Here is an 18,594-nt window from a genome sequence, read left to right as displayed (position 1 = left end):
CGCATTAGTAAGTACGAATCTTCGGCGGGAACGCCGGACGCAGTTTCGGTTCCATATTGACGCTACGACGCGTCATGGTTTCCGACTCTGGCAGATACAGGGAATGGCACAGCCAGTTTTCGTCATCACGCTCCGGGAAGTCGAAGCGGCTATGCGCGCCACGGCTTTCGGTACGGAAGTTTGCCGACATTGCCGTCGCGAACGCGGTTTCCATCAGGTTATCCAGCTCCAGGCACTCAACGCGCTGGGTGTTGAACTCGCTGGAGGTGTCGTCCAGACGGGCATTTTTGAGACGCTCGCGGATAGCTTTCAGCTGCTCAAGGCCTTTGGCCATCGCATCGCCTTCACGGAATACCGAGAAGTTGTGCTGCATGCATTCCTGCAGCGCTTTACGGATTTCCACCGGATCTTCGCCGTTACGGTTACCGTTCCAGCGGTTGAGGCGCTCAAGAGAGGCATCAATTTCGTCATCGGTTGCATCACGCAGCGCGCCCTGCTCGGCAATAGATTCCTGCAGATGCAGACCCACTGCGCGACCAAACACGACCAGGTCCAGCAGGGAGTTACCGCCCAGACGGTTTGCGCCGTGTACGGATACGCAGGCAATTTCGCCTACAGCGAACAGGCCAGGAATAACCACGTCTTCGCCCTGCTCGTTCACGGTCAGCGCCTGACCGGTCACTTTGGTCGGAATACCGCCCATCATGTAGTGGCAGGTTGGGATAACCGGAATCGGCTCTTTCACCGGGTCGACGTGTGCAAAGGTGCGGGAGAGTTCCAGGATGCCCGGCAGACGGGATTCCAGCACTTCTTTACCCAGATGGTCGAGTTTCAGCTTCGCGTGTGGACCCCATGGGCCATCACAGCCGCGGCCTTCACGGATTTCGATCATGATGGAACGCGCCACCACGTCACGACCCGCCAGGTCTTTCGCATTCGGGGCATAACGCTCCATAAAGCGCTCGCCGTGTTTGTTCAGCAGGTAACCACCTTCACCGCGGCAACCTTCTGTTACCAGAACGCCCGCACCGGCGATACCGGTTGGGTGGAACTGCCACATCTCCATATCCTGCACCGGCACGCCCGCGCGGATAGCCATACCGACACCGTCACCGGTGTTGATGTGGGCGTTAGTGGTGGACTGATAGATACGGCCTGCGCCGCCGGTCGCCAGCACGGTAGCGCGGGCTTTGAAGTAAACCACTTCACCGGTTTCGATGCACAGCGCGGTACAGCCGACCACTGCGCCGTCGGCGTTTTTCACCAGATCCAGCGCGTACCACTCGGAGAAGATGGTGGTATGGTTTTTCAGGTTCTGCTGATACAGGGTGTGCAGCAGCGCATGACCGGTACGGTCAGCCGCCGCCGCGGTACGTGCCGCCTGCTCGCCGCCGAAGTTTTTCGACTGGCCGCCAAACGGACGCTGATAGATAGTGCCATTTTCCAGACGGGAGAACGGCAGACCCATATGGTCCAGCTCCAGAATCGCTTCCGGGCCGGTTTTACACATATATTCGATGGCATCCTGGTCGCCGATGTAGTCGGAACCTTTTACCGTGTCATACATGTGCCATTCCCAGTTGTCTTCATGGGAGTTACCCAGCGCAACGGTGATACCGCCCTGCGCAGACACGGTGTGGGAACGGGTCGGGAAAACTTTAGAGAGCAGCGCACAGGTCTGGCCGCTCTGGGAAATTTGCAGTGCGGCACGCATACCTGCGCCACCGGCACCAATCACAACAGCATCAAATTCTCTGACTGGCAGTTTCATTACACACCCCACACCACAACGAATCCATAAATAACGTAAACCACCAGTGCAACCACAATGGCCAGCTGCAGCGGGAGGCGAATCGCCAGCGGTTTAACGTAATCGGTCAACACCTGCCACATACCAATCCAGGCATGAATAAGGATGGAGAACAGAGCCAGCAGGGTGAACACTTTGGTGAAGGCGGATCCGAAGAACCCACTCCAGATTTCCCACGTCAGCGTGCCGCTGGTCGCGAAGAAACCGATCATATAGATGATGTAAAGGGTGAGAACGATGGCGGTAGCACGGACCAGGATGAAGTCATGTACGCCGTTGCGTCCTAATGCGGAGGCGTTGCTTACCATACGAGAACTCCTGCGAGAAGTGAAAGCACGACTGTAATCACAAATGAAATGTTAGCGGAGCGTTTCCCGGCTTCGAAAGTCTCTTCCAGATAGCCAAAGTCCATCAGCATATGGCGAACACCCACGACGACGTGGTACGCCAGCGCGGTCAGAATGCCCCACATGATGAATTTCACGAAGAAGCTGTTCATGATGGCAGAGGCCTGGAGGAATCCTTCAGGGGAAGAGAGGCTGGTGCCCAGTAACCACAGCAAAATACCGACCGCCACAAACGTAATCACACCAGAAACACGGTGCAGAATGGACGCTATTGCTGTTACAGGGAACCGGATCGTTTTGAGATCCAGATTGACAGGTCTTTGTTTTTTCACATTTCTTATCATGAATAACGCCCACATGCTGTTCTTATTGTTTCCTTCCTCCGGACTGCGATGCGGGTCAAGCAGCGTTCCTTTTCTATAACTGCGCGTCATGCAAAACATTGCTTCCAGATGCTAAAACGACACGTTACAACGCTGGGTGGCTCGGGATTGCAGGGTGTTCCGGAGACCTGGCGGCAGTATAGGCCGTTCACAAAATCATTACAATTAACCTACATACAGTTTGTCGGGTTTTCTCTGGAACAGTGATCAGGGTCACGATAACAACATCTTTTTAATTTTTAATCATCTGATTTGACAAATGTTAAACAATATTGTTACAAACGTCATCAGAAAAGGCATATAATGCGCAAAAGTTATGAGGTCTCACTTTCACCTGACAAATAGTTATGTAACAGTGTGATGGTATTGACCGAAGTTATCAGGACAGTTATTAGTGATATACAGGTTTGAATAATTCGGACTGCAAAAACGCTGATTTGCTGTTGTTTCACTGATATTTCATTCGTTTACCTGCAAGGCGCCATAGCTCTGTACCCTGGTTTGTCCTCGTGAGCTGAGCGGTAAGCCAAATAACAATCTGGTAACGGTGATTTACAGCTGAAAGCAAATCCGGTGAAGCGCAGTCTTAAGCATAAGGCGCTAAGGAGACCGTAAATGGCTGATACAAAGGCAACGCTCACCCTAAATGGTGACACTGCTATTGAACTGGATGTGCTAAAAGGCACGCTCGGTCAGGATGTTATTGATATCCGTACGCTGGGTTCTAAAGGTGTGTTCACCTTTGACCCTGGATTTACCTCTACCGCATCTTGCGAATCCAAAATCACCTACATTGACGGTGACGAAGGTATCCTGCTCCATCGCGGCTTCCCCATCGATCAGTTAGCCACCGAATCCAACTATCTGGAAGTGTGCTACATCCTGCTGAACGGCGAAAAACCGACGCAGGCCCAGTACGATGAATTCAAAACCACCGTGACCCGTCACACCATGATCCATGAGCAGATTACCCGTCTGTTCCATGCGTTCCGTCGTGACTCTCACCCAATGGCGGTGATGTGCGGGATTACCGGTGCGCTGGCGGCGTTCTACCACGACTCCCTTGACGTGAATAACCCGCGTCACCGTGATATCGCGGCGTTCCGCCTGCTGTCCAAAATGCCTACCATGGCGGCGATGTGCTACAAATATTCCATCGGCCAGCCGTTTGTGTATCCGCGCAACGACCTCTCCTACGCGGGTAACTTCCTGCGCATGATGTTCTCCACGCCGTGCGAAGAGTACGAAGTGAACCCGGTACTGGAACGTGCGATGGACCGTATTCTGATCCTGCACGCTGACCACGAACAGAACGCCTCTACCTCTACCGTCCGTACCGCGGGCTCTTCAGGCGCGAACCCATTCGCCTGTATCGCTGCGGGTATCGCCTCCCTGTGGGGACCGGCGCACGGCGGCGCGAACGAAGCGGCACTGAAGATGCTGGAAGAGATCAGCACCGTTGAGCACATTCCTGAGTTCGTGCGTCGTGCGAAAGACAAGAATGATTCCTTCCGCCTGATGGGCTTCGGTCACCGTGTTTACAAAAACTACGACCCGCGCGCCACCGTCATGCGTGAGACCTGCCACGAAGTGCTGAAAGAGCTGGGTACCAAAGATGACCTGCTGGAAGTGGCGATGGAGCTGGAACACATCGCGCTGAACGACCCGTACTTCATCGAGAAGAAACTCTACCCGAACGTCGATTTCTACTCTGGCATTATTCTGAAAGCGATGGGCATTCCGTCTTCCATGTTCACCGTCATCTTCGCCATGGCCCGTACCGTAGGCTGGATTGCGCACTGGAACGAAATGCACAGCGAAGGCATGAAAATCGCCCGTCCTCGTCAGCTGTATACCGGCTACGAGCAGCGTGATTTTAAGTCTGATATTAAGCGCTAACAGACGTTGGGTGCGGCCTGATGCCTTCACCCCGGCCCTCTCCCACAGGGAGAGGGAGAAAACATTAAAAACGGCAACTTTCGTTGCCGTTTTGCTTTTATTTCTGGCAGTGCGGGCACCAGTAAAAGGGTCTCGAAGAGAGCATAATCTTGTCGATAATCCCGCCGCATCGCTCGCACATTTTCCCCTCCCGATGAAACACCTTGAACCGGAACAGCGCCCCGTGATGCTTGTTCTCATCCACCACGCCGCGCGTGTTGTACGACAGCCGCGGAATATCCAGCAGCGCGTGGGATAACGCCTCCAGCTGTTCATCATTCAGCTGAGACGCTTTGTGCTGCGGTGCCATCCCCACTTCCCACAGAATTTCCACCCGCAGATAGTTACCTAGCCCTGCCAGGAACGCCTGATCGAGCAATAACCCGGAAAACTGCCGGTTACGGAATTTAGGTGATAACAACCGGGCCTTCACATCGCTCGCCGTCAGGCGCATGTCCAGCACGTCCGGCCCGACACGCTGCAGAAACGGGTGCGTCAGCAGCTGCTCCGGCGTTAACATTTCGATATCCGACGCGCTATAGAGCAGGATCGCCTTATCCGCCGTTTGCAGCCTGACGCGCAGCACGCGGGTGGTTTGCGGCTGCTCGTCCGCCTCCACCACGCGCCAGACGCCGTAAAGCTGGTTATGGCTATATAACGTCAGGTTATGGGAAAAATGCGTGAGCAACGCTTTGCCGCGCGTTTCAATATGGGTCACCGTCTGCCCCACCAGCTGTGATTCAAACGGTTTTAGCTGAGGAAAAGCAAACCAGACATGCGTCAACGGTTTGCCCTTTATCGCCGCCTCCAGGCTATCCGCCGCGCGGCGGATCTCCGGACCTTCTGGCATGTTATTGTCCTTTCATGATTATTCTGCGCTGACCAGAATGCCCTCTTCAGAGAACGCCGCCCGCAAGCGGCGCGCGAACTGGAGCGCATGCTCGCCGTCGCCGTGTAAACATACCGTATCAGCCTGAACGTTTGCCTGTGTGCCATCCACGGCGGTCACCCGCCCGGCGCGCACCATCTCCAGCGTCTGCGCCAGCGCTTTAGCTTCGTCGGTAATCAGCGCCCCGGCCTGTGTACGTGGAACCAGGCTGCCGTCCGGCAGGTATCCCCGGTCGGCAAACACTTCCTGACGGGTGGTCAGGCCCAGCCGCTGTCCGGCACGAATAAGCTCGCTACCCGCAAGGCCTACCAGAATCAGCTGCGGATTACAGTCCCGTACCGCGCGGGCAATCGCCCCCGCCAGCGCCGGATCTTTCGCCGCCTGGTTATAGAGCATACCGTGCGGCTTCACGTGGCGCAGCACGCCGTTCTCAGCGCGCACCATCGCCTCCAGCGCGCCGATCTGGTAGAGCACCTGAGCGTAGACCGTCTCCGGCGGCAGATCCATCTCCGTGCGGCCAAAGTTTTCCCGGTCAGGGAAGCTCGGATGAGCGCCAATCGCGACACCGTTTTTGATGGCATTACGCACGCTCTCCAGCATGGTTTGCGCATCGCCCGCATGAAAGCCACAGGCGATGTTGACCGAGGTGACCAGCGTCATCAGCACCGCATCGGCGCTGCTGCCCTCGCCCAGATCGGCATTCAAATCAATCTTTACCATCAAGCCTCCACGCCAGCTGTTCGAGATAACGCTGCTGATCCTGCCGCGCCTTCAGCGCCTCTTCCAGTGAACACTGCACGAAGTGAATCGGCTGTCCGAGGGGAATTTGCGCCAGATGGTAGCGATCGGCTTCAATGATGCAGGCAATTCGCGGGTAACCGCCGGTCGTCTGCGCGTCGTTCATTAACACGATCGGTTGCCCGTTGCCTGGAACCTGAATAACCCCAGGCAGTAAACCGTGGGAGAGCAGTTCCCGGTCAGTCGTGCGGGTCAGCGGTTGCCCCTGAAGACGGTAGCCCATGCGGTTACTCTGCGGACTGAGCTTCCACGGCGAGCGCCAGAAGGACTCTTTGGAAGCCTCGTCAAACTCATGATATTCCGGCCCCGGTAAGGCGCGGATCTGGTTTCCCCACAGCAGCTGTTTTACGCCCTGCGCGGTCGAGAAATGGCGTGCCGAGGGCTTGATTGCCAGCCGATCGCCGTCGCGCAGCAAACGCCCTTCATGACCGCCGATCCCGGCTTTCTGATCGGTACTGGATGAGCCCAGCACCTCAGGCACGTCGATGCCGCCCGCCACCGCGAGATAGCTACGCACACCGTGCAAAGGACGCTTTAAGGTCAGACGCTGTCCGGCTTTCGCCCGCAGCCGCCAGCCGGTCCAGACCGCTTTACCATCCAGCGTCGCGTCACACCCTGCGCCAGTTAAGGCAAACCAGGTCTCCTGACTAAACTCAATGACGCACTGGCCGAGCGTAATTTCGAGCGCGGCCGTATTGCCGGGGTTGCCCACCAGCACGTTAGCAATCTCCAGCGCAGGCCTGTCCAGCGCGCCACAATAGCTCACGCCAGACTGGCGCATACCAAAGCGGCCCGCATCCTGTACGGAGGTATAAAGCCCGGCGCGAATAAGCGTTAACATACCCCCTCCTTCTGCGGGATAAAGCGAAGGGTATCGCCGGGACGCAGGAGTATTGGCGTCTCCAGCCCCGGGTCAAATAACGGTGTGGCGGTATGCCCAATAAGCTGCCAGCCGCCGGGCGATGTCAGCGGATAAACGCCGGTCTGCTCGCCGCCGATAGCCACCGTCCCCGCCGGTACGCTCAGGCGCGGTTCGGCACGACGTGGCGTATGCAGCTGAGGGGATAATCCGCCCAGATACGGGAATCCGGGCTGAAATCCCAGGAACCAGACCACGTAGTCAACCGAGCTGTGCAGCTCAACAACCTGCTTCGCTGTTAAACCACAGTGGTCTGCCACCACGCCGAGATCCGGTCCCCCCGTGCCGCCATACACGACCGGGATCTCGATGGCACGCGATTCCGGCTCCAGCGCCTCACTCTCTTCCCACCAGCGCTGCAAACGTTCGATGGCATCCAGCGCCAGCGTATGCGGGCTACGCAGCACCACGGTGATGTTATTCATCCCCGGAATGGCTTCAACTACGTCCGGCAGATCGACCAGACGCTGGGTTAGCCGCCAGATACGCTTTTGCGTGGCAAGGGTCACCGGCGGCTCGAGCTCCAGAACCACTGCCGTTTCTCCCAGAAGATAACAACGCGCTCGCTGCACTCAGGCACCTCTCATCAGGCCGGGTTAGGGATATCAATAAAAGTCACATCCAGATCGGTGTTTTCCGTCAGCCACTCGCTGAGGGCGCGAATGCCGCCGCGCTCGGTGGCATGATGGCCTGCCGCGTAAAAATGCAGCCCCTGCTCACGCGCCGAATGAATCGTCTGCTCGGACACCTCGCCGGTGATAAAAGCATCGACACCAAAACGCGCGGCGCTGTCGATAAAGCCCTGCCCGCCACCGGTACACCAGGCCACACGCTTGACCGTATCCGGGCCGGTATCACCGCTCCATAGCGGACGACGCCCCAGGCGCGCTTCAATCCACGAGGCCAGCTCCAGCCCCGGAACCGGCATCGCCAGTTCGCCCCACTGCACCAGCGGCTCAATCTCCCCCATCACGGTAATGCCCAGTAGCTGCGCCAGCTGGACGTTGTTGCCGAGCTCCGGGTGCGCATCCAGCGGCAGGTGGTAACCGTACAGGTTAATGTCATTTGCCAGCAGCGTTTTCAGGCGGTTGCGCTTCATGCCGCGAATAATCGGCGATTCGTTTTTCCAGAAGTAACCGTGATGGACAATCACCGCATCAGCGTTCTGACGGACCGCCTCGTCCAGCAGCGCCTGGCTTGCCGTGACGCCGGTGATAATTTTTTGCACCGTTTCGCGCCCCTCAACCTGGAGCCCGTTCGGGCCGTAATCGCTGAAGGAGGCGCTGTTCAGTTTTTCGTTAATCAGGCGTTCCAGTTCGCTGTTTTTCATCATCACTCTCTTATGCTTTGCGGGCCGCTTCGTACGCAGCCAGCGTGGCGACACGCGCCTGTTTATGATCGACAATCGGGCGGGGATAATTCAGTTTTACACGCTGTTTATCCGCCCATGCCCACGGTTCGTGGATCGCTTTAGCCGGTATCTCCTTAAGTTCAGGGACCCAGCGGCGGATAAACTCGCCGTCCTCATCAAATTTTTGTCCCTGAGTGGTTGGATTAAAAATCCGGAAATAGGGAGCCGCATCGGTGCCCGTTGAGGCTGCCCACTGCCAGCCGCCGTTATTCGCGGCAAGATCGCCATCGATCAGCTGAGAGATAAAATAGCGCTCTCCGATACGCCAGTCGATAAGCAGATCCTTCACCAGAAAGCTGGCGGTGATCATTCGCAGGCGGTTGTGCATCCACCCGGTCTCATTGAGCTGACGCATCGCAGCATCGACTATCGGATAGCCCGTCTCTCCTTTTTGCCAGGCATGTAAAAGTGCCTCTTCGTGCTGCCATTTTACGTTGTCGGTCCAGGGAATGAACGGACGATGCTTACAGAGATCGGGATGATACGTCATCAGATGGCGATAAAACTCACGCCAGATCAGTTCATTCAGCCAGACGGACCCAGCGCCGCCCTCCAGCGCCTGCGGCTGCTCCGCCAGCAGACGATGTAAACACTGGCGAGGAGAGATCGCGCCCAGTGCCAGACAGGCCGACAGGCGGCTGGTGCCCTCGATGGCGGGAAAATCCCGACGCGCGTCGTAGTTGGCCGCATCCTGTTTGCAGAACTGGCGCAGTTGGGCGATGGCCGCTTTCTCATCGGCGGGGAACAGCGCTTTATCAAACGGCTGCTGAGGATAATCGAACGTCAGTTCAGGCAGGTCCTTCAGGGGTTCGCCCCTCGCGGCAGGCGCGGCAACGCACTCCGGCAGCGACTCTTTCAGACGCTTGATAAAGGCATTTTTAAACGGTGTGAAAACTTTATACATTTCACGGTTGCCGGTCATCACGCTGCCCGGCGCCAGCATCACGCTGTCATCAAATCCTTCACAGACCACATCTTCCAGTATCTTCTCCAGCTGACGGTCGCGCTGCTGCTCGTTGAATTCGTACTGATAGTTGTAAAAAAGATGCGTGACGTTGTGCTGCTTACAGGTCTCCTGCACCGTCTGCAGCTGTGCGGCAAAATCACTTACCTCTTTATAAATCAGCGGTATGCCTTTTCCGGCAAGCGAATGCTGCAGATCGGTCAGATACGCCCGCAGCAAGGCCGCCTGGCGTGGCGCCATATCATGCTGCCGCCACTGCCCGGGCGTAGCCACAAACAGAGCCAGTACGTTAGCGTCTTTGGCGCGGCAGGCTGCCGCGAGGGCGATGTTGTCATGTACGCGCAGTTCCGCGCGAAACCAAACCAGATGGGTGGGCATAAAACTCCAGGCAAATATCCATTATGTCCGTAAGGGCATGCCGTAAAAGGAAAAAGCATGCATTGAACTACTTTGCCATGAAGTGTAGACGGGATGAAATAAAAAAGGCCGCCCGAGGCGGCCTTAACGCTACTTGTCCTGCGAGATCGTGGTTAAAGCAACAAACCCGATCGGCTCATCACTTATTAGGATTTTATAAAGGCTTCGAGGGATTGCCATCTGCTTACAGGAGGGGATGATAAAAATCCCGGGTAGGGGCTGGAAGACCACCCAACGGACCGCGAATCCCGAGGGACAAAAAAACCGCCACATTACTGTTGGCGGTTTTTTTATTGCTGTGTGTAGTCTTAGTAGAAGTCGCAGGTCGCTTTCTCGGCCTGATCCATCCATACCGGCTTCTCGCTGGTTTTCGCCCAGACGCGGTGCAGATAGCTATAAAAACGTGCACGATCTTTCCAGAACAGCATCACCGGCAGAGCCAGCACGCCAGCCACTACGGCGAAAGCGCGGCGCATGAACACGATATGAGCCGGATACTCTTTATAAAGATCCATATTTTTCTCCCCTATAGTTGGCCGGAAACGTCATCCGGAAAATTCAAAATCTGTGACCTGGCTAAAATAATATCGCTTTGTTTGTAATTTTACTACTCATCCGACCACTTATTTTCGTCCGTTTAGCAAAAATTTACACTCACACTGTAATTAAGTTACAAAAAAGTTAACGATTTACTTATCAATAGTTAAATTGTGGGCTTTGCCATTTTTATACTTTTTTTACACCCGCCCTTCTCATTTTTGCGAAATCTTTGCGCCATAAATCCTACCGTTAGCACAACAACAAAAGTCACCCGGAGGTGGATTGTGAGTGCAGGTCTTATTGCCGGCATCGTGCTGGTGTTCCTGTTATTGGGTTATCTGGTTTATGCCCTGATTAATGCGGAGGCATTCTGATGGCTGCTCAGGCGTTTTTGCTTATTGCCAGTTTCTTAGTGGTGTTGTTCGTCCTGGCAAGGCCGCTGGGCTCGGGGCTGGCACGGCTAATCAATAACGTTCCCCTGCCCGGCACGGGAAGCGTTGAAAAAGGGATCTGGCGCGTACTGGGAATAGACGATCGGGAGATGAACTGGCGTGACTATCTGATCGCCATTCTGCTGCTGAATATCGTTGGGCTCATTGCGCTTTTTGCCATGCTGATGTTGCAGGGCATTCTGCCGCTGAATCCGCAACAGTTACCGGGCCTGTCCTGGCATCTTGCGCTTAACACGGCGGTCAGTTTTGTCACCAACACCAACTGGCAGTCCTATTCCGGTGAAACCACGCTCAGCTACTTCAGCCAGATGGTCGGGTTAACCGTGCAGAACTTCCTCTCTGCCGCGAGCGGTATTGCGGTGATCTTCGCGCTGACGCGTGCGTTTGCGCGCCAGAAAGTGAGCACGCTGGGTAACGCGTGGGTGGATCTGACGCGCATTACGCTGTGGATCCTGCTGCCGATTGCGCTGCTGATCGCGCTGTTCTTCATTCAGCAGGGCAGCCTGCAAAACCTGCTGCCTTACGCACCTTATACCTCGCTGGAAGGCGCAAAACAGCTCCTGCCGATGGGGCCAGTGGCGTCGCAGGAAGCCATCAAAATGCTCGGGACGAACGGTGGCGGCTTCTTCAACGCCAACTCCTCGCACCCGTTTGAAAACCCTACCGCCCTGACCAATTTTGTGCAGATGCTGGCGATTTTCCTGATCCCCACCGCGCTCTGCTTTGCCTTTGGCGACGTGGTTAACGATCGCCGTCAGGGGCGCACCCTGCTCTGGACCATGTCGCTTATCTTCGTGGTCTGTGTTGCGCTGGTGATGTGGGCCGAATGGCAGGGTAATCCGCACTTCCTGACACTGGGTGCCGACAGCGCAATCAACATGGAAGGTAAAGAGAGCCGCTTTGGCATTCTTGCCAGCAGCCTGTATGCGGTGGTCACCACGGCTGCCTCGTGCGGGGCGGTCAACGCCATGCACGATTCCTTTACGGCGCTGGGTGGCATGATCCCGATGTGGCTGATGCAGATTGGCGAGGTGGTGTTTGGCGGCGTAGGCTCTGGTCTGTACGGCATGCTGCTGTTCGTGCTGCTGGCGGTGTTTATTGCCGGTCTGATGATTGGCCGCACCCCGGAATATCTGGGTAAAAAAATCGACGTCCGCGAGATGAAATTAACCGCGCTGGCGATTCTGGTCACCCCGGCGCTTGTGCTGCTCGGCACCGCGCTGGCCCTGATGACCGAGGCCGGACGCAGCGGCATCTTTAACCCTGGCATTCACGGTTTTAGTGAAGTGCTGTATGCCGTCTCCTCTGCCGCCAACAACAACGGCAGCGCCTTTGCAGGCTTAAGCGCCAACTCACCGTTCTGGAACTGCCTGCTGGCGTTCTGCATGTTCATGGGTCGTTTCGGGATCATTGTGCCGGTTATGGCGATTGCCGGATCGCTGGTGAACAAAAAAATCCAACCGACCACCACCGGGACGTTACCGACCCACGGCGCGCTGTTTATCGGCCTGCTGACGGGCACCGTGTTACTGGTCGGCGCCCTGACCTTTATCCCCGCCCTCGCGTTAGGCCCGGTCGCGGAATACCTCTCTTTACGCTGATTTTGCGGAGAAATTGTCATGAGTCGTAAACAACTGGCCCTGTTCGAACCGTCATTAGTTCGTCAGGCGCTCATGGATGCGGTGAAAAAGCTGAGCCCGCGCGTGCAGTGGCACAACCCGGTGATGTTTATTGTCTGGGCGGGAAGCGTCCTGACCACCGGCCTGGCGATTGCCATGGGAACGGGCCACATGCCGGGGAATGCGATGTTTACCGGTGCCATCAGCCTGTGGCTGTGGTTTACCGTGCTGTTCGCCAACTTTGCGGAAGCACTGGCGGAAGGCCGGAGTAAAGCCCAGGCCAACAGCCTGAAAGGGGTGAAAAAAACCGCCTTCGCGCGCAAGCTACGCGAACCGAAATACGGCGCGCAGATGGACCACGTTCCGGCGGATGAACTGCGTAAAGGCGATGTGGTGCTGGTGGAAGCCGGTGACATCATCCCTTGCGACGGCGAAGTCATTGAAGGGGGCGCATCGGTGGATGAAAGCGCCATCACCGGCGAATCCGCGCCGGTGATCCGTGAGTCCGGCGGCGATTTCGCCTCCGTGACGGGCGGGACGCGCATTCTCTCCGACTGGCTGGTGATCCAGTGCAGCGTTAACCCGGGTGAAACCTTCCTCGACCGGATGATCGCCATGGTGGAAGGCGCCCAGCGTCGTAAAACGCCAAACGAAATTGCCCTGACCATCCTGCTGGTGGCCCTGACCATCGTCTTCCTGCTGGCAACCGCGACGCTGTGGCCATTCTCTGCCTATGGCGGTACCGCGGTCACCGTCACGGTACTGGTGGCGCTGCTGGTTTGTCTGATCCCAACCACCATTGGCGGCCTGCTGTCGGCCATCGGCGTGGCCGGCATGAGCCGTATGCTCGGTGCCAACGTTATCGCCACCAGCGGGCGTGCGGTGGAAGCCGCCGGTGACGTGGACGTCTTGCTGCTGGATAAAACCGGGACCATCACCCTCGGTAACCGTCAGGCGTCAGATTTCTTACCCGCCCCGGGCGTGGATGAAAAAACGCTGGCAGATGCCGCACAGCTCTCTTCGCTTGCCGATGAAACCCCGGAAGGCCGCAGTATCGTGATCCTCGCCAAGCAGCGCTTTAACCTGCGCCAGCGCGACGTTCAGAGCCTGCACGCCACGTTCGTGCCCTTTACGGCGCAAACCCGCATGAGCGGCATTAACATTCAGGATCGCATGATCCGTAAAGGCTCGGTTGACGCCATCCGCCGCCACATCGAGGCTAACAACGGTCACTTCCCGCCGGAAGTGGACAGCCTGGTCGAAAGCGTGGCCCGTCAGGGGGCGACGCCGCTGGTGGTGGCCGAAGGGGCCCATGTGCTGGGGGTAATTGCGCTGAAGGATATCGTCAAAGGCGGCATCAAGGAGCGCTTTGCCCAGCTGCGTAAGATGGGGATCAAAACGGTAATGATCACCGGGGATAACCGTCTTACCGCCGCGGCGATTGCCGCCGAAGCGGGCGTGGATGATTTCCTTTCCGAAGCCACACCGGAAGCCAAGCTGGCACTGATTCGTCAGTATCAGGCGGAAGGCCGTCTGGTGGCGATGACGGGTGACGGTACCAACGATGCCCCTGCCCTGGCGCAGGCCGACGTGGCGGTGGCAATGAACTCCGGTACCCAGGCGGCAAAAGAGGCGGGCAATATGGTCGACCTCGACTCTAACCCGACCAAGCTGATCGAAGTGGTACACATCGGCAAGCAGATGCTGATGACGCGCGGGTCGCTGACCACGTTCAGCATCGCCAACGACGTGGCGAAGTATTTCGCCATCATTCCGGCCGCGTTTGCCGCGACCTATCCGCAGTTAAACGCCCTGAACGTGATGCACCTGCACTCTCCGGCCTCGGCCATTCTGAGCGCAGTCATCTTTAACGCCCTGATTATTGTCTTCCTGATCCCGCTGGCGCTGAAGGGCGTGAGCTACAAGCCGCTCACGGCGGCCGCCATGCTGCGCCGTAACCTGTGGATTTACGGCCTGGGCGGGCTGGTGGTGCCCTTCGTCGGTATCAAGGTTATCGACCTGCTGTTGACGCTGTTCGGCCTGGTTTAAAAGGTGAATCAAATGACCATGTTACGCCCCGCTATACTTCTGTTTATTCTGCTGTCTCTCATTACCGGCGGGCTGTACCCGCTGGTGACCACCGCGCTGGGCCAGTGGTGGTTTAAGGATCAGGCTAACGGCTCGCTGATACTGCAAAACGGTGAAAACCGCGGTTCTCGCCTGATTGGTCAGAACTTTACGGATGCCCGCTACTTCCAGGGACGCCCTTCCGCCACTGCCGAAAGCCCGTATAATCCGATGGCATCCGGCGGCAGCAACCTGGCGGGCAGCAACCCGGAGCTGGACAAAGCCGTCGCTGAGCGCGTGGCAACCCTTCGCGCCGCGAATCCACAGGCCAGCCGGGAAGTACCCGTGGAGCTGGTGACCGCCTCGGCCAGCGGGCTGGACTACAGCCTGACGCCGGCAGCCGTGGCATGGCAGATCCCGCGCGTCGCCGCCGCCCGCCAGCTAACCGTCGAACAGGTGAGCCAGCTGGTTGCAGAGCACACGCAAAAGCCGCTGGTCAGCTTCATCGGCATGCCCGTGGTAAATATTGTTGAGCTGAATCTGGCGCTGGACGCGCTAAGGAAAAACTAAATGACCGACGAGCCCATGCGCCCGGATCCGGACAGGCTGCTTGAACAGACGGCTGAAGCCCATCGTGGCAAACTGAAAATTTTCTTCGGCGCCTGCGCGGGCGTCGGGAAAACCTTCGCCATGCTGACGGAAGCCCAGCGGCTTCGGGCGCAGGGGCTCGATATTTTGATCGGCGTGGTTGAAACCCACGGACGTAAAGAGACGGCATCGCTGCTGAAGGGGCTGGCTACCCAGCCGCCCCGCCGCATCAGCCATCGCGGTCGGTTAGTCACCGAATTCGATCTCGATGCCGCCCTCGCCCGCCGTCCCGCCCTTATCCTGATGGACGAACTGGCGCACAGCAATGCGCCAGGCTCACGCCACCCAAAACGCTGGCAGGATGTTGAAGAGCTACTTGAAGCTGGCATCGATGTGTTCACCACGGTTAACGTTCAGCATCTTGAAAGCCTGAACGACGTGGTCAGCGGCGTGACAGGCATTCAGGTGCGCGAGACGGTGCCCGACCCCTTCTTTGATTCCGCGGACGAGGTGGTGCTGGTCGACCTGCCCCCCGATGATTTGCGCCAGCGCCTGCACGAAGGCAAAGTGTATATCGCCGGCCAGGCCGAGCGCGCCATCGAACATTTCTTCCGTAAAGGCAACCTGATAGCCCTGCGCGAGCTGGCCCTGCGCCGAACCGCCGACCGGGTGGACGATCAGATGCGCGCCTGGCGCGACCTGCAGGGCCAGGAACGCGTCTGGCACACGCGGGATGCCATCCTGCTGTGCGTCGGCCACGGCAGCGGCAACGAAAAACTTGTCCGCACCGCCGCGCGCCTGGCGGCCAAATTTGGCAGCGTCTGGCATGCGGTATATGTCGAAACGCCGCAGCTGCACGCGCTGCCCGAAAACCAGCGTCGCGCGATCCTGAGTTCGCTGCGCCTGGCGCAGGAGCTGGGTGCCGAAACCGCCACCCTTTCAGATCCTCAGGAAGATAAAGCCATTCTGCGCTACGCGCGCGAGCACAACCTGGGGAAAATCGTCATTGGCCGTCGCCAGCATCGCCGCTGGTTTAGCCGCGAATCCTTTGCCGACAAGCTGGCTCGTCGTGCGCCGGATCTGGATCTGGTGATCGTGGCGCTGGATGACAAACCTACCCCCTTACCGAATCGCGCGCCGGACAGCCGCACCTTCAGCGATAAATGGCGCATTCAACTTCGCGGCTGTCTTGTCGCCGTCGTGCTCTGCGCCCTGATTACCGTCATTGCCAGCCAGTGGCTGATTGCGTTTGATGCCGCCAACCTGGTGATGATCTACCTTCTTGGCGTGGTGGTGGTGGCGCTCTTTTACGGGCGCTGGCCGTCGGTACTGGCGACGGTTGTCAACGTCATCAGCTTCGATCTGTTCTTTATTGCTCCCCGCGGGACGCTCGCCGTCTCGGACGTACAATACATTCTCACCTTTGCGGTGATGCTCACCGTCGGGCTGGTGATCGGGAATCTGACGGCGGGCGTGCGCTACCAGGCGCGCATCGCCCGCTACCGCGAACAGCGTACGCGCCATCTCTATGAGATGTCGAAATCGCTGGCGGTGGGCCGTACGCCGCTGGATATCGTGCAGACCAGCGAGCAGTTTATTCGCTCGACGTTTCATGCCAGCAACCTGATTTTACTCCCGGACGAACACGGCAAGCTGCGCCCGCTGACCTCGGCCAGCGGCATGACGCCCTGGGACGAAGCCATCGCGCGCTGGAGCTTTGACAAAGGCTTACCGGCGGGCGCAGGGACCGACACCCTCCCCGGCGTGCCCTATCAAATTCTGCCGCTGCGCAGTGCCGATAAAAATCAGGGGCTGGTCATCGTAGAGCCTTCCAACCTGCGCCAGCTGATGATCCCCGAACAGCAGCGTTTACTGGAGACGTTTACGCTGCTGGTTGCCAGCGCGCTGGAACGACTGGCCCTTACCGCCAGCGAGGAACAGGCCCGTCTGGCGAGCGAGCGTGAAAGCATTCGTAACTCGCTGCTGGCGGCGCTCTCTCACGATCTGCGGACCCCGCTCACCGTCCTGTTTGGTCAGTCAGAAATCCTGACGCTTGACCTGGCGGCGGAAGGCTCTAAACACGCCCTTCAGGCCAGTGAGATCCGCCAGCATGTGCTGAATACCACGCGCCTGGTGAATAACCTGCTCGATATGGCGCGTATCCAGTCAGGCGGTTTTAACCTCAAAAAAGAGTGGCTCACGCTGGAAGAGGTGGTGGGCAGCGCCCTGAAAATGCTCGAACCCGGCCTGGGTGGGCGACATATCGCGCTGAACATGCCCGAGCCTCTGACGTTAATTCACGTCGACGGTCCGCTGTTTGAGCGGGTGCTGATCAACCTGCTGGAGAACGCCGGCAAATATGCGGGCTCCAGCGCCCGGATTGGGGTGGATGCGACGGTGGACGATGGTACGCTTCGTCTTGACGTCTGGGATACCGGCCCCGGCATCCCAGCCGGGCAGGAGCTGGCTATTTTCGAGAAATTCGCACGCGGCAATAAGGAGTCGGCCATTCCAGGCGTCGGGCTGGGGCTGGCGATTTGCCAGGCGATCATTGACGTCCATGGCGGGACCATTTCCGCAGAGAATCGTCCGGAAGGCGGCGCGCGGTTTTGTGTTACACTTCCTCTGGAAACCCCGCCAGAACTTAATGAATTACCAGAGGATTTGTGATCAACGTTCTGATTGTTGAAGATGAGATCGCCATTAGCCGTTTTCTGCGCGCTGCGCTGGAAGGAGACGGTCTGCGCGTTCATGATGCGGGTACGCTTCAGCGGGGTTTAATTGAAGCCGCTACCCGCAAGCCGGACCTGGTGATCCTCGATCTTGGCCTACCGGACGGTGACGGCATCGATTTTATCCGGGAAGTCCGTCAGTGGAGCCAGATGCCGATCCTCGTGCTCTCCGCCCGTACTGAAGAGACGGATAAAATCGCGGCGCTGGATGCCGGGGCGGATGACTATCTGATTAAACCTTTTGGGATCGGCGAACTACAGGCCCGCCTTCGCGTGGCGCTGCGTCGCCACAGCGCAACCACACCTGCTGACCCAACCTACACGTTTGGGGATATCCGGGTTGACCTGGCCGCGCGGCGCATTGTGCGCGGCGATGAGGAGATTCACCTCACGCCGATAGAATTTCGCCTGCTCGCCGTACTGCTCAACAACCACGGTAAGGTACTCACCCAACGCCAACTGTTAAGTCAGGTGTGGGGACCCAACGCTGTGGAACATAGTCATTATTTACGCATATATATGGGACATCTTCGTCAGAAACTCGAAGTCGACCCCGCTCGCCCTCGCCATCTATTAACTGAAACCGGTATCGGTTATCGGTTTATGCTTTGAATAACTATTCATTTTATTTCTAAATAAAACTTAATCCCTCAGAAAATATTTCACAAATAACCCATACGTTATTTTTACGGGTTATTTTTGCTCATTTAAAACATTGAT

Annotated in this window: 17 protein-coding genes; 7 read left to right on the top strand and 10 right to left on the bottom strand. The window is 57.5% G+C overall.

Annotated elements, in window-relative coordinates; all coding sequences use genetic code 11:
• Nucleotides 1-4: 4 nt before the first annotated feature.
• Genes sdhA through sdhC form a run of 3 tightly spaced genes read right to left on the bottom strand, consistent with a single transcriptional unit; the run spans nucleotide 5 to nucleotide 2,516 of the window.
• Nucleotides 5-1,771, bottom strand: coding sequence for a succinate dehydrogenase flavoprotein subunit (gene sdhA, locus AC0TOY_RS22095; protein ID WP_022650618.1), 1,767 nt, complete (start codon nucleotides 1,769-1,771; stop codon nucleotides 5-7).
• On the bottom strand, nucleotides 1,771-2,118 hold the full coding sequence (gene sdhD, locus AC0TOY_RS22090) for a succinate dehydrogenase membrane anchor subunit (RefSeq protein ID WP_008501088.1): 348 nt from the start codon (nucleotides 2,116-2,118) through the stop codon (nucleotides 1,771-1,773). The genes sdhA and sdhD overlap by 1 nt, the downstream gene beginning before the upstream one ends.
• Nucleotides 2,112-2,516 (bottom strand): succinate dehydrogenase cytochrome b556 subunit, encoded by a 405-nt coding sequence (gene sdhC / locus AC0TOY_RS22085; protein WP_020684965.1) that lies wholly within the window; start codon nucleotides 2,514-2,516, stop codon nucleotides 2,112-2,114. Before sdhC ends, sdhD begins: the two co-directional genes overlap by 7 nt.
• A gap of 639 nt (nucleotides 2,517-3,155) precedes the next feature.
• Here sdhC and AC0TOY_RS22080 point away from each other — a divergent pair.
• Complete coding sequence (locus AC0TOY_RS22080) at nucleotides 3,156-4,439, top strand: citrate synthase (protein WP_023334930.1); 1,284 nt, start codon at nucleotides 3,156-3,158, stop codon at nucleotides 4,437-4,439.
• A gap of 97 nt (nucleotides 4,440-4,536) precedes the next feature.
• On the opposite strand, the gene nei is transcribed toward AC0TOY_RS22080, so the two are convergent.
• The 7 genes from nei to AC0TOY_RS22045 form a co-directional block, all read right to left on the bottom strand.
• On the bottom strand, nucleotides 4,537-5,328 hold the full coding sequence (gene nei / locus AC0TOY_RS22075; protein ID WP_473722565.1) for an endonuclease VIII: 792 nt from the start codon (nucleotides 5,326-5,328) through the stop codon (nucleotides 4,537-4,539).
• Nucleotides 5,329-5,346: 18 nt separating this feature from the next.
• Nucleotides 5,347-6,087, bottom strand: a complete 741-nt coding sequence (gene pxpA / locus AC0TOY_RS22070; protein ID WP_473722564.1) for a 5-oxoprolinase subunit PxpA — start codon at nucleotides 6,085-6,087, stop codon at nucleotides 5,347-5,349.
• Complete coding sequence (gene pxpC, locus AC0TOY_RS22065; protein WP_024908804.1) at nucleotides 6,074-7,006, bottom strand: 5-oxoprolinase subunit PxpC; 933 nt, start codon at nucleotides 7,004-7,006, stop codon at nucleotides 6,074-6,076. Before pxpC ends, pxpA begins: the two co-directional genes overlap by 14 nt.
• Complete coding sequence (gene pxpB, locus AC0TOY_RS22060) at nucleotides 7,000-7,656, bottom strand: 5-oxoprolinase subunit PxpB (RefSeq protein WP_473722563.1); 657 nt, start codon at nucleotides 7,654-7,656, stop codon at nucleotides 7,000-7,002. Before pxpB ends, pxpC begins: the two co-directional genes overlap by 7 nt.
• 14 nt (nucleotides 7,657-7,670) lie before the next feature.
• A complete protein-coding gene (locus AC0TOY_RS22055) occupies nucleotides 7,671-8,414 on the bottom strand; it encodes a type 2 GTP cyclohydrolase I (RefSeq protein ID WP_473722561.1) in 744 nt (247 codons plus the stop codon).
• Between the two features lie 10 nt (nucleotides 8,415-8,424).
• Nucleotides 8,425-9,837 (bottom strand): deoxyribodipyrimidine photo-lyase, encoded by a 1,413-nt coding sequence (gene phrB / locus AC0TOY_RS22050; RefSeq protein WP_473722560.1) that lies wholly within the window; start codon nucleotides 9,835-9,837, stop codon nucleotides 8,425-8,427.
• A 347-nt stretch (nucleotides 9,838-10,184) separates the two neighbouring features.
• Nucleotides 10,185-10,391: a YbfA family protein gene (locus tag AC0TOY_RS22045; RefSeq protein WP_013097552.1), complete on the bottom strand. Its 207-nt coding sequence runs from the start codon at nucleotides 10,389-10,391 to the stop codon at nucleotides 10,185-10,187.
• Nucleotides 10,392-10,700: 309 nt separating this feature from the next.
• Between AC0TOY_RS22045 and kdpF the strand changes: the two genes are divergently transcribed.
• From kdpF to kdpE, 6 genes are read left to right on the top strand one after another with little or no spacing between them, the layout of a single operon-like run.
• Nucleotides 10,701-10,790, top strand: coding sequence for a K(+)-transporting ATPase subunit F (gene kdpF, locus AC0TOY_RS22040; protein WP_014069365.1), 90 nt, complete (start codon nucleotides 10,701-10,703; stop codon nucleotides 10,788-10,790).
• Nucleotides 10,790-12,469, top strand: a complete 1,680-nt coding sequence (kdpA, locus tag AC0TOY_RS22035; RefSeq protein ID WP_473722559.1) for a potassium-transporting ATPase subunit KdpA — start codon at nucleotides 10,790-10,792, stop codon at nucleotides 12,467-12,469. Before kdpF ends, kdpA begins: the two co-directional genes overlap by 1 nt.
• Before the next feature lie 18 nt (nucleotides 12,470-12,487).
• Nucleotides 12,488-14,536, top strand: a complete 2,049-nt coding sequence (gene kdpB / locus AC0TOY_RS22030) for a potassium-transporting ATPase subunit KdpB (RefSeq protein WP_024908809.1) — start codon at nucleotides 12,488-12,490, stop codon at nucleotides 14,534-14,536.
• A gap of 12 nt (nucleotides 14,537-14,548) precedes the next feature.
• Nucleotides 14,549-15,124, top strand: a complete 576-nt coding sequence (gene kdpC / locus AC0TOY_RS22025; protein WP_208763624.1) for a potassium-transporting ATPase subunit KdpC — start codon at nucleotides 14,549-14,551, stop codon at nucleotides 15,122-15,124.
• Entirely contained in the window at nucleotides 15,125-17,812 is a 2,688-nt protein-coding gene (gene kdpD / locus AC0TOY_RS22020; RefSeq protein ID WP_024908811.1) for a two-component system sensor histidine kinase KdpD, read from the top strand.
• On the top strand, nucleotides 17,809-18,486 hold the full coding sequence (kdpE, locus tag AC0TOY_RS22015) for a two-component system response regulator KdpE (protein ID WP_024908812.1): 678 nt from the start codon (nucleotides 17,809-17,811) through the stop codon (nucleotides 18,484-18,486). Before kdpD ends, kdpE begins: the two co-directional genes overlap by 4 nt.
• Nucleotides 18,487-18,594 lie beyond the last annotated feature (108 nt).

The organism is Enterobacter sp. PL_is379 (genome assembly GCF_055817355.1).
Note: the sequence above shows the minus strand (reverse complement) of the source record. Positions and strands in the feature narration are given on the sequence as shown.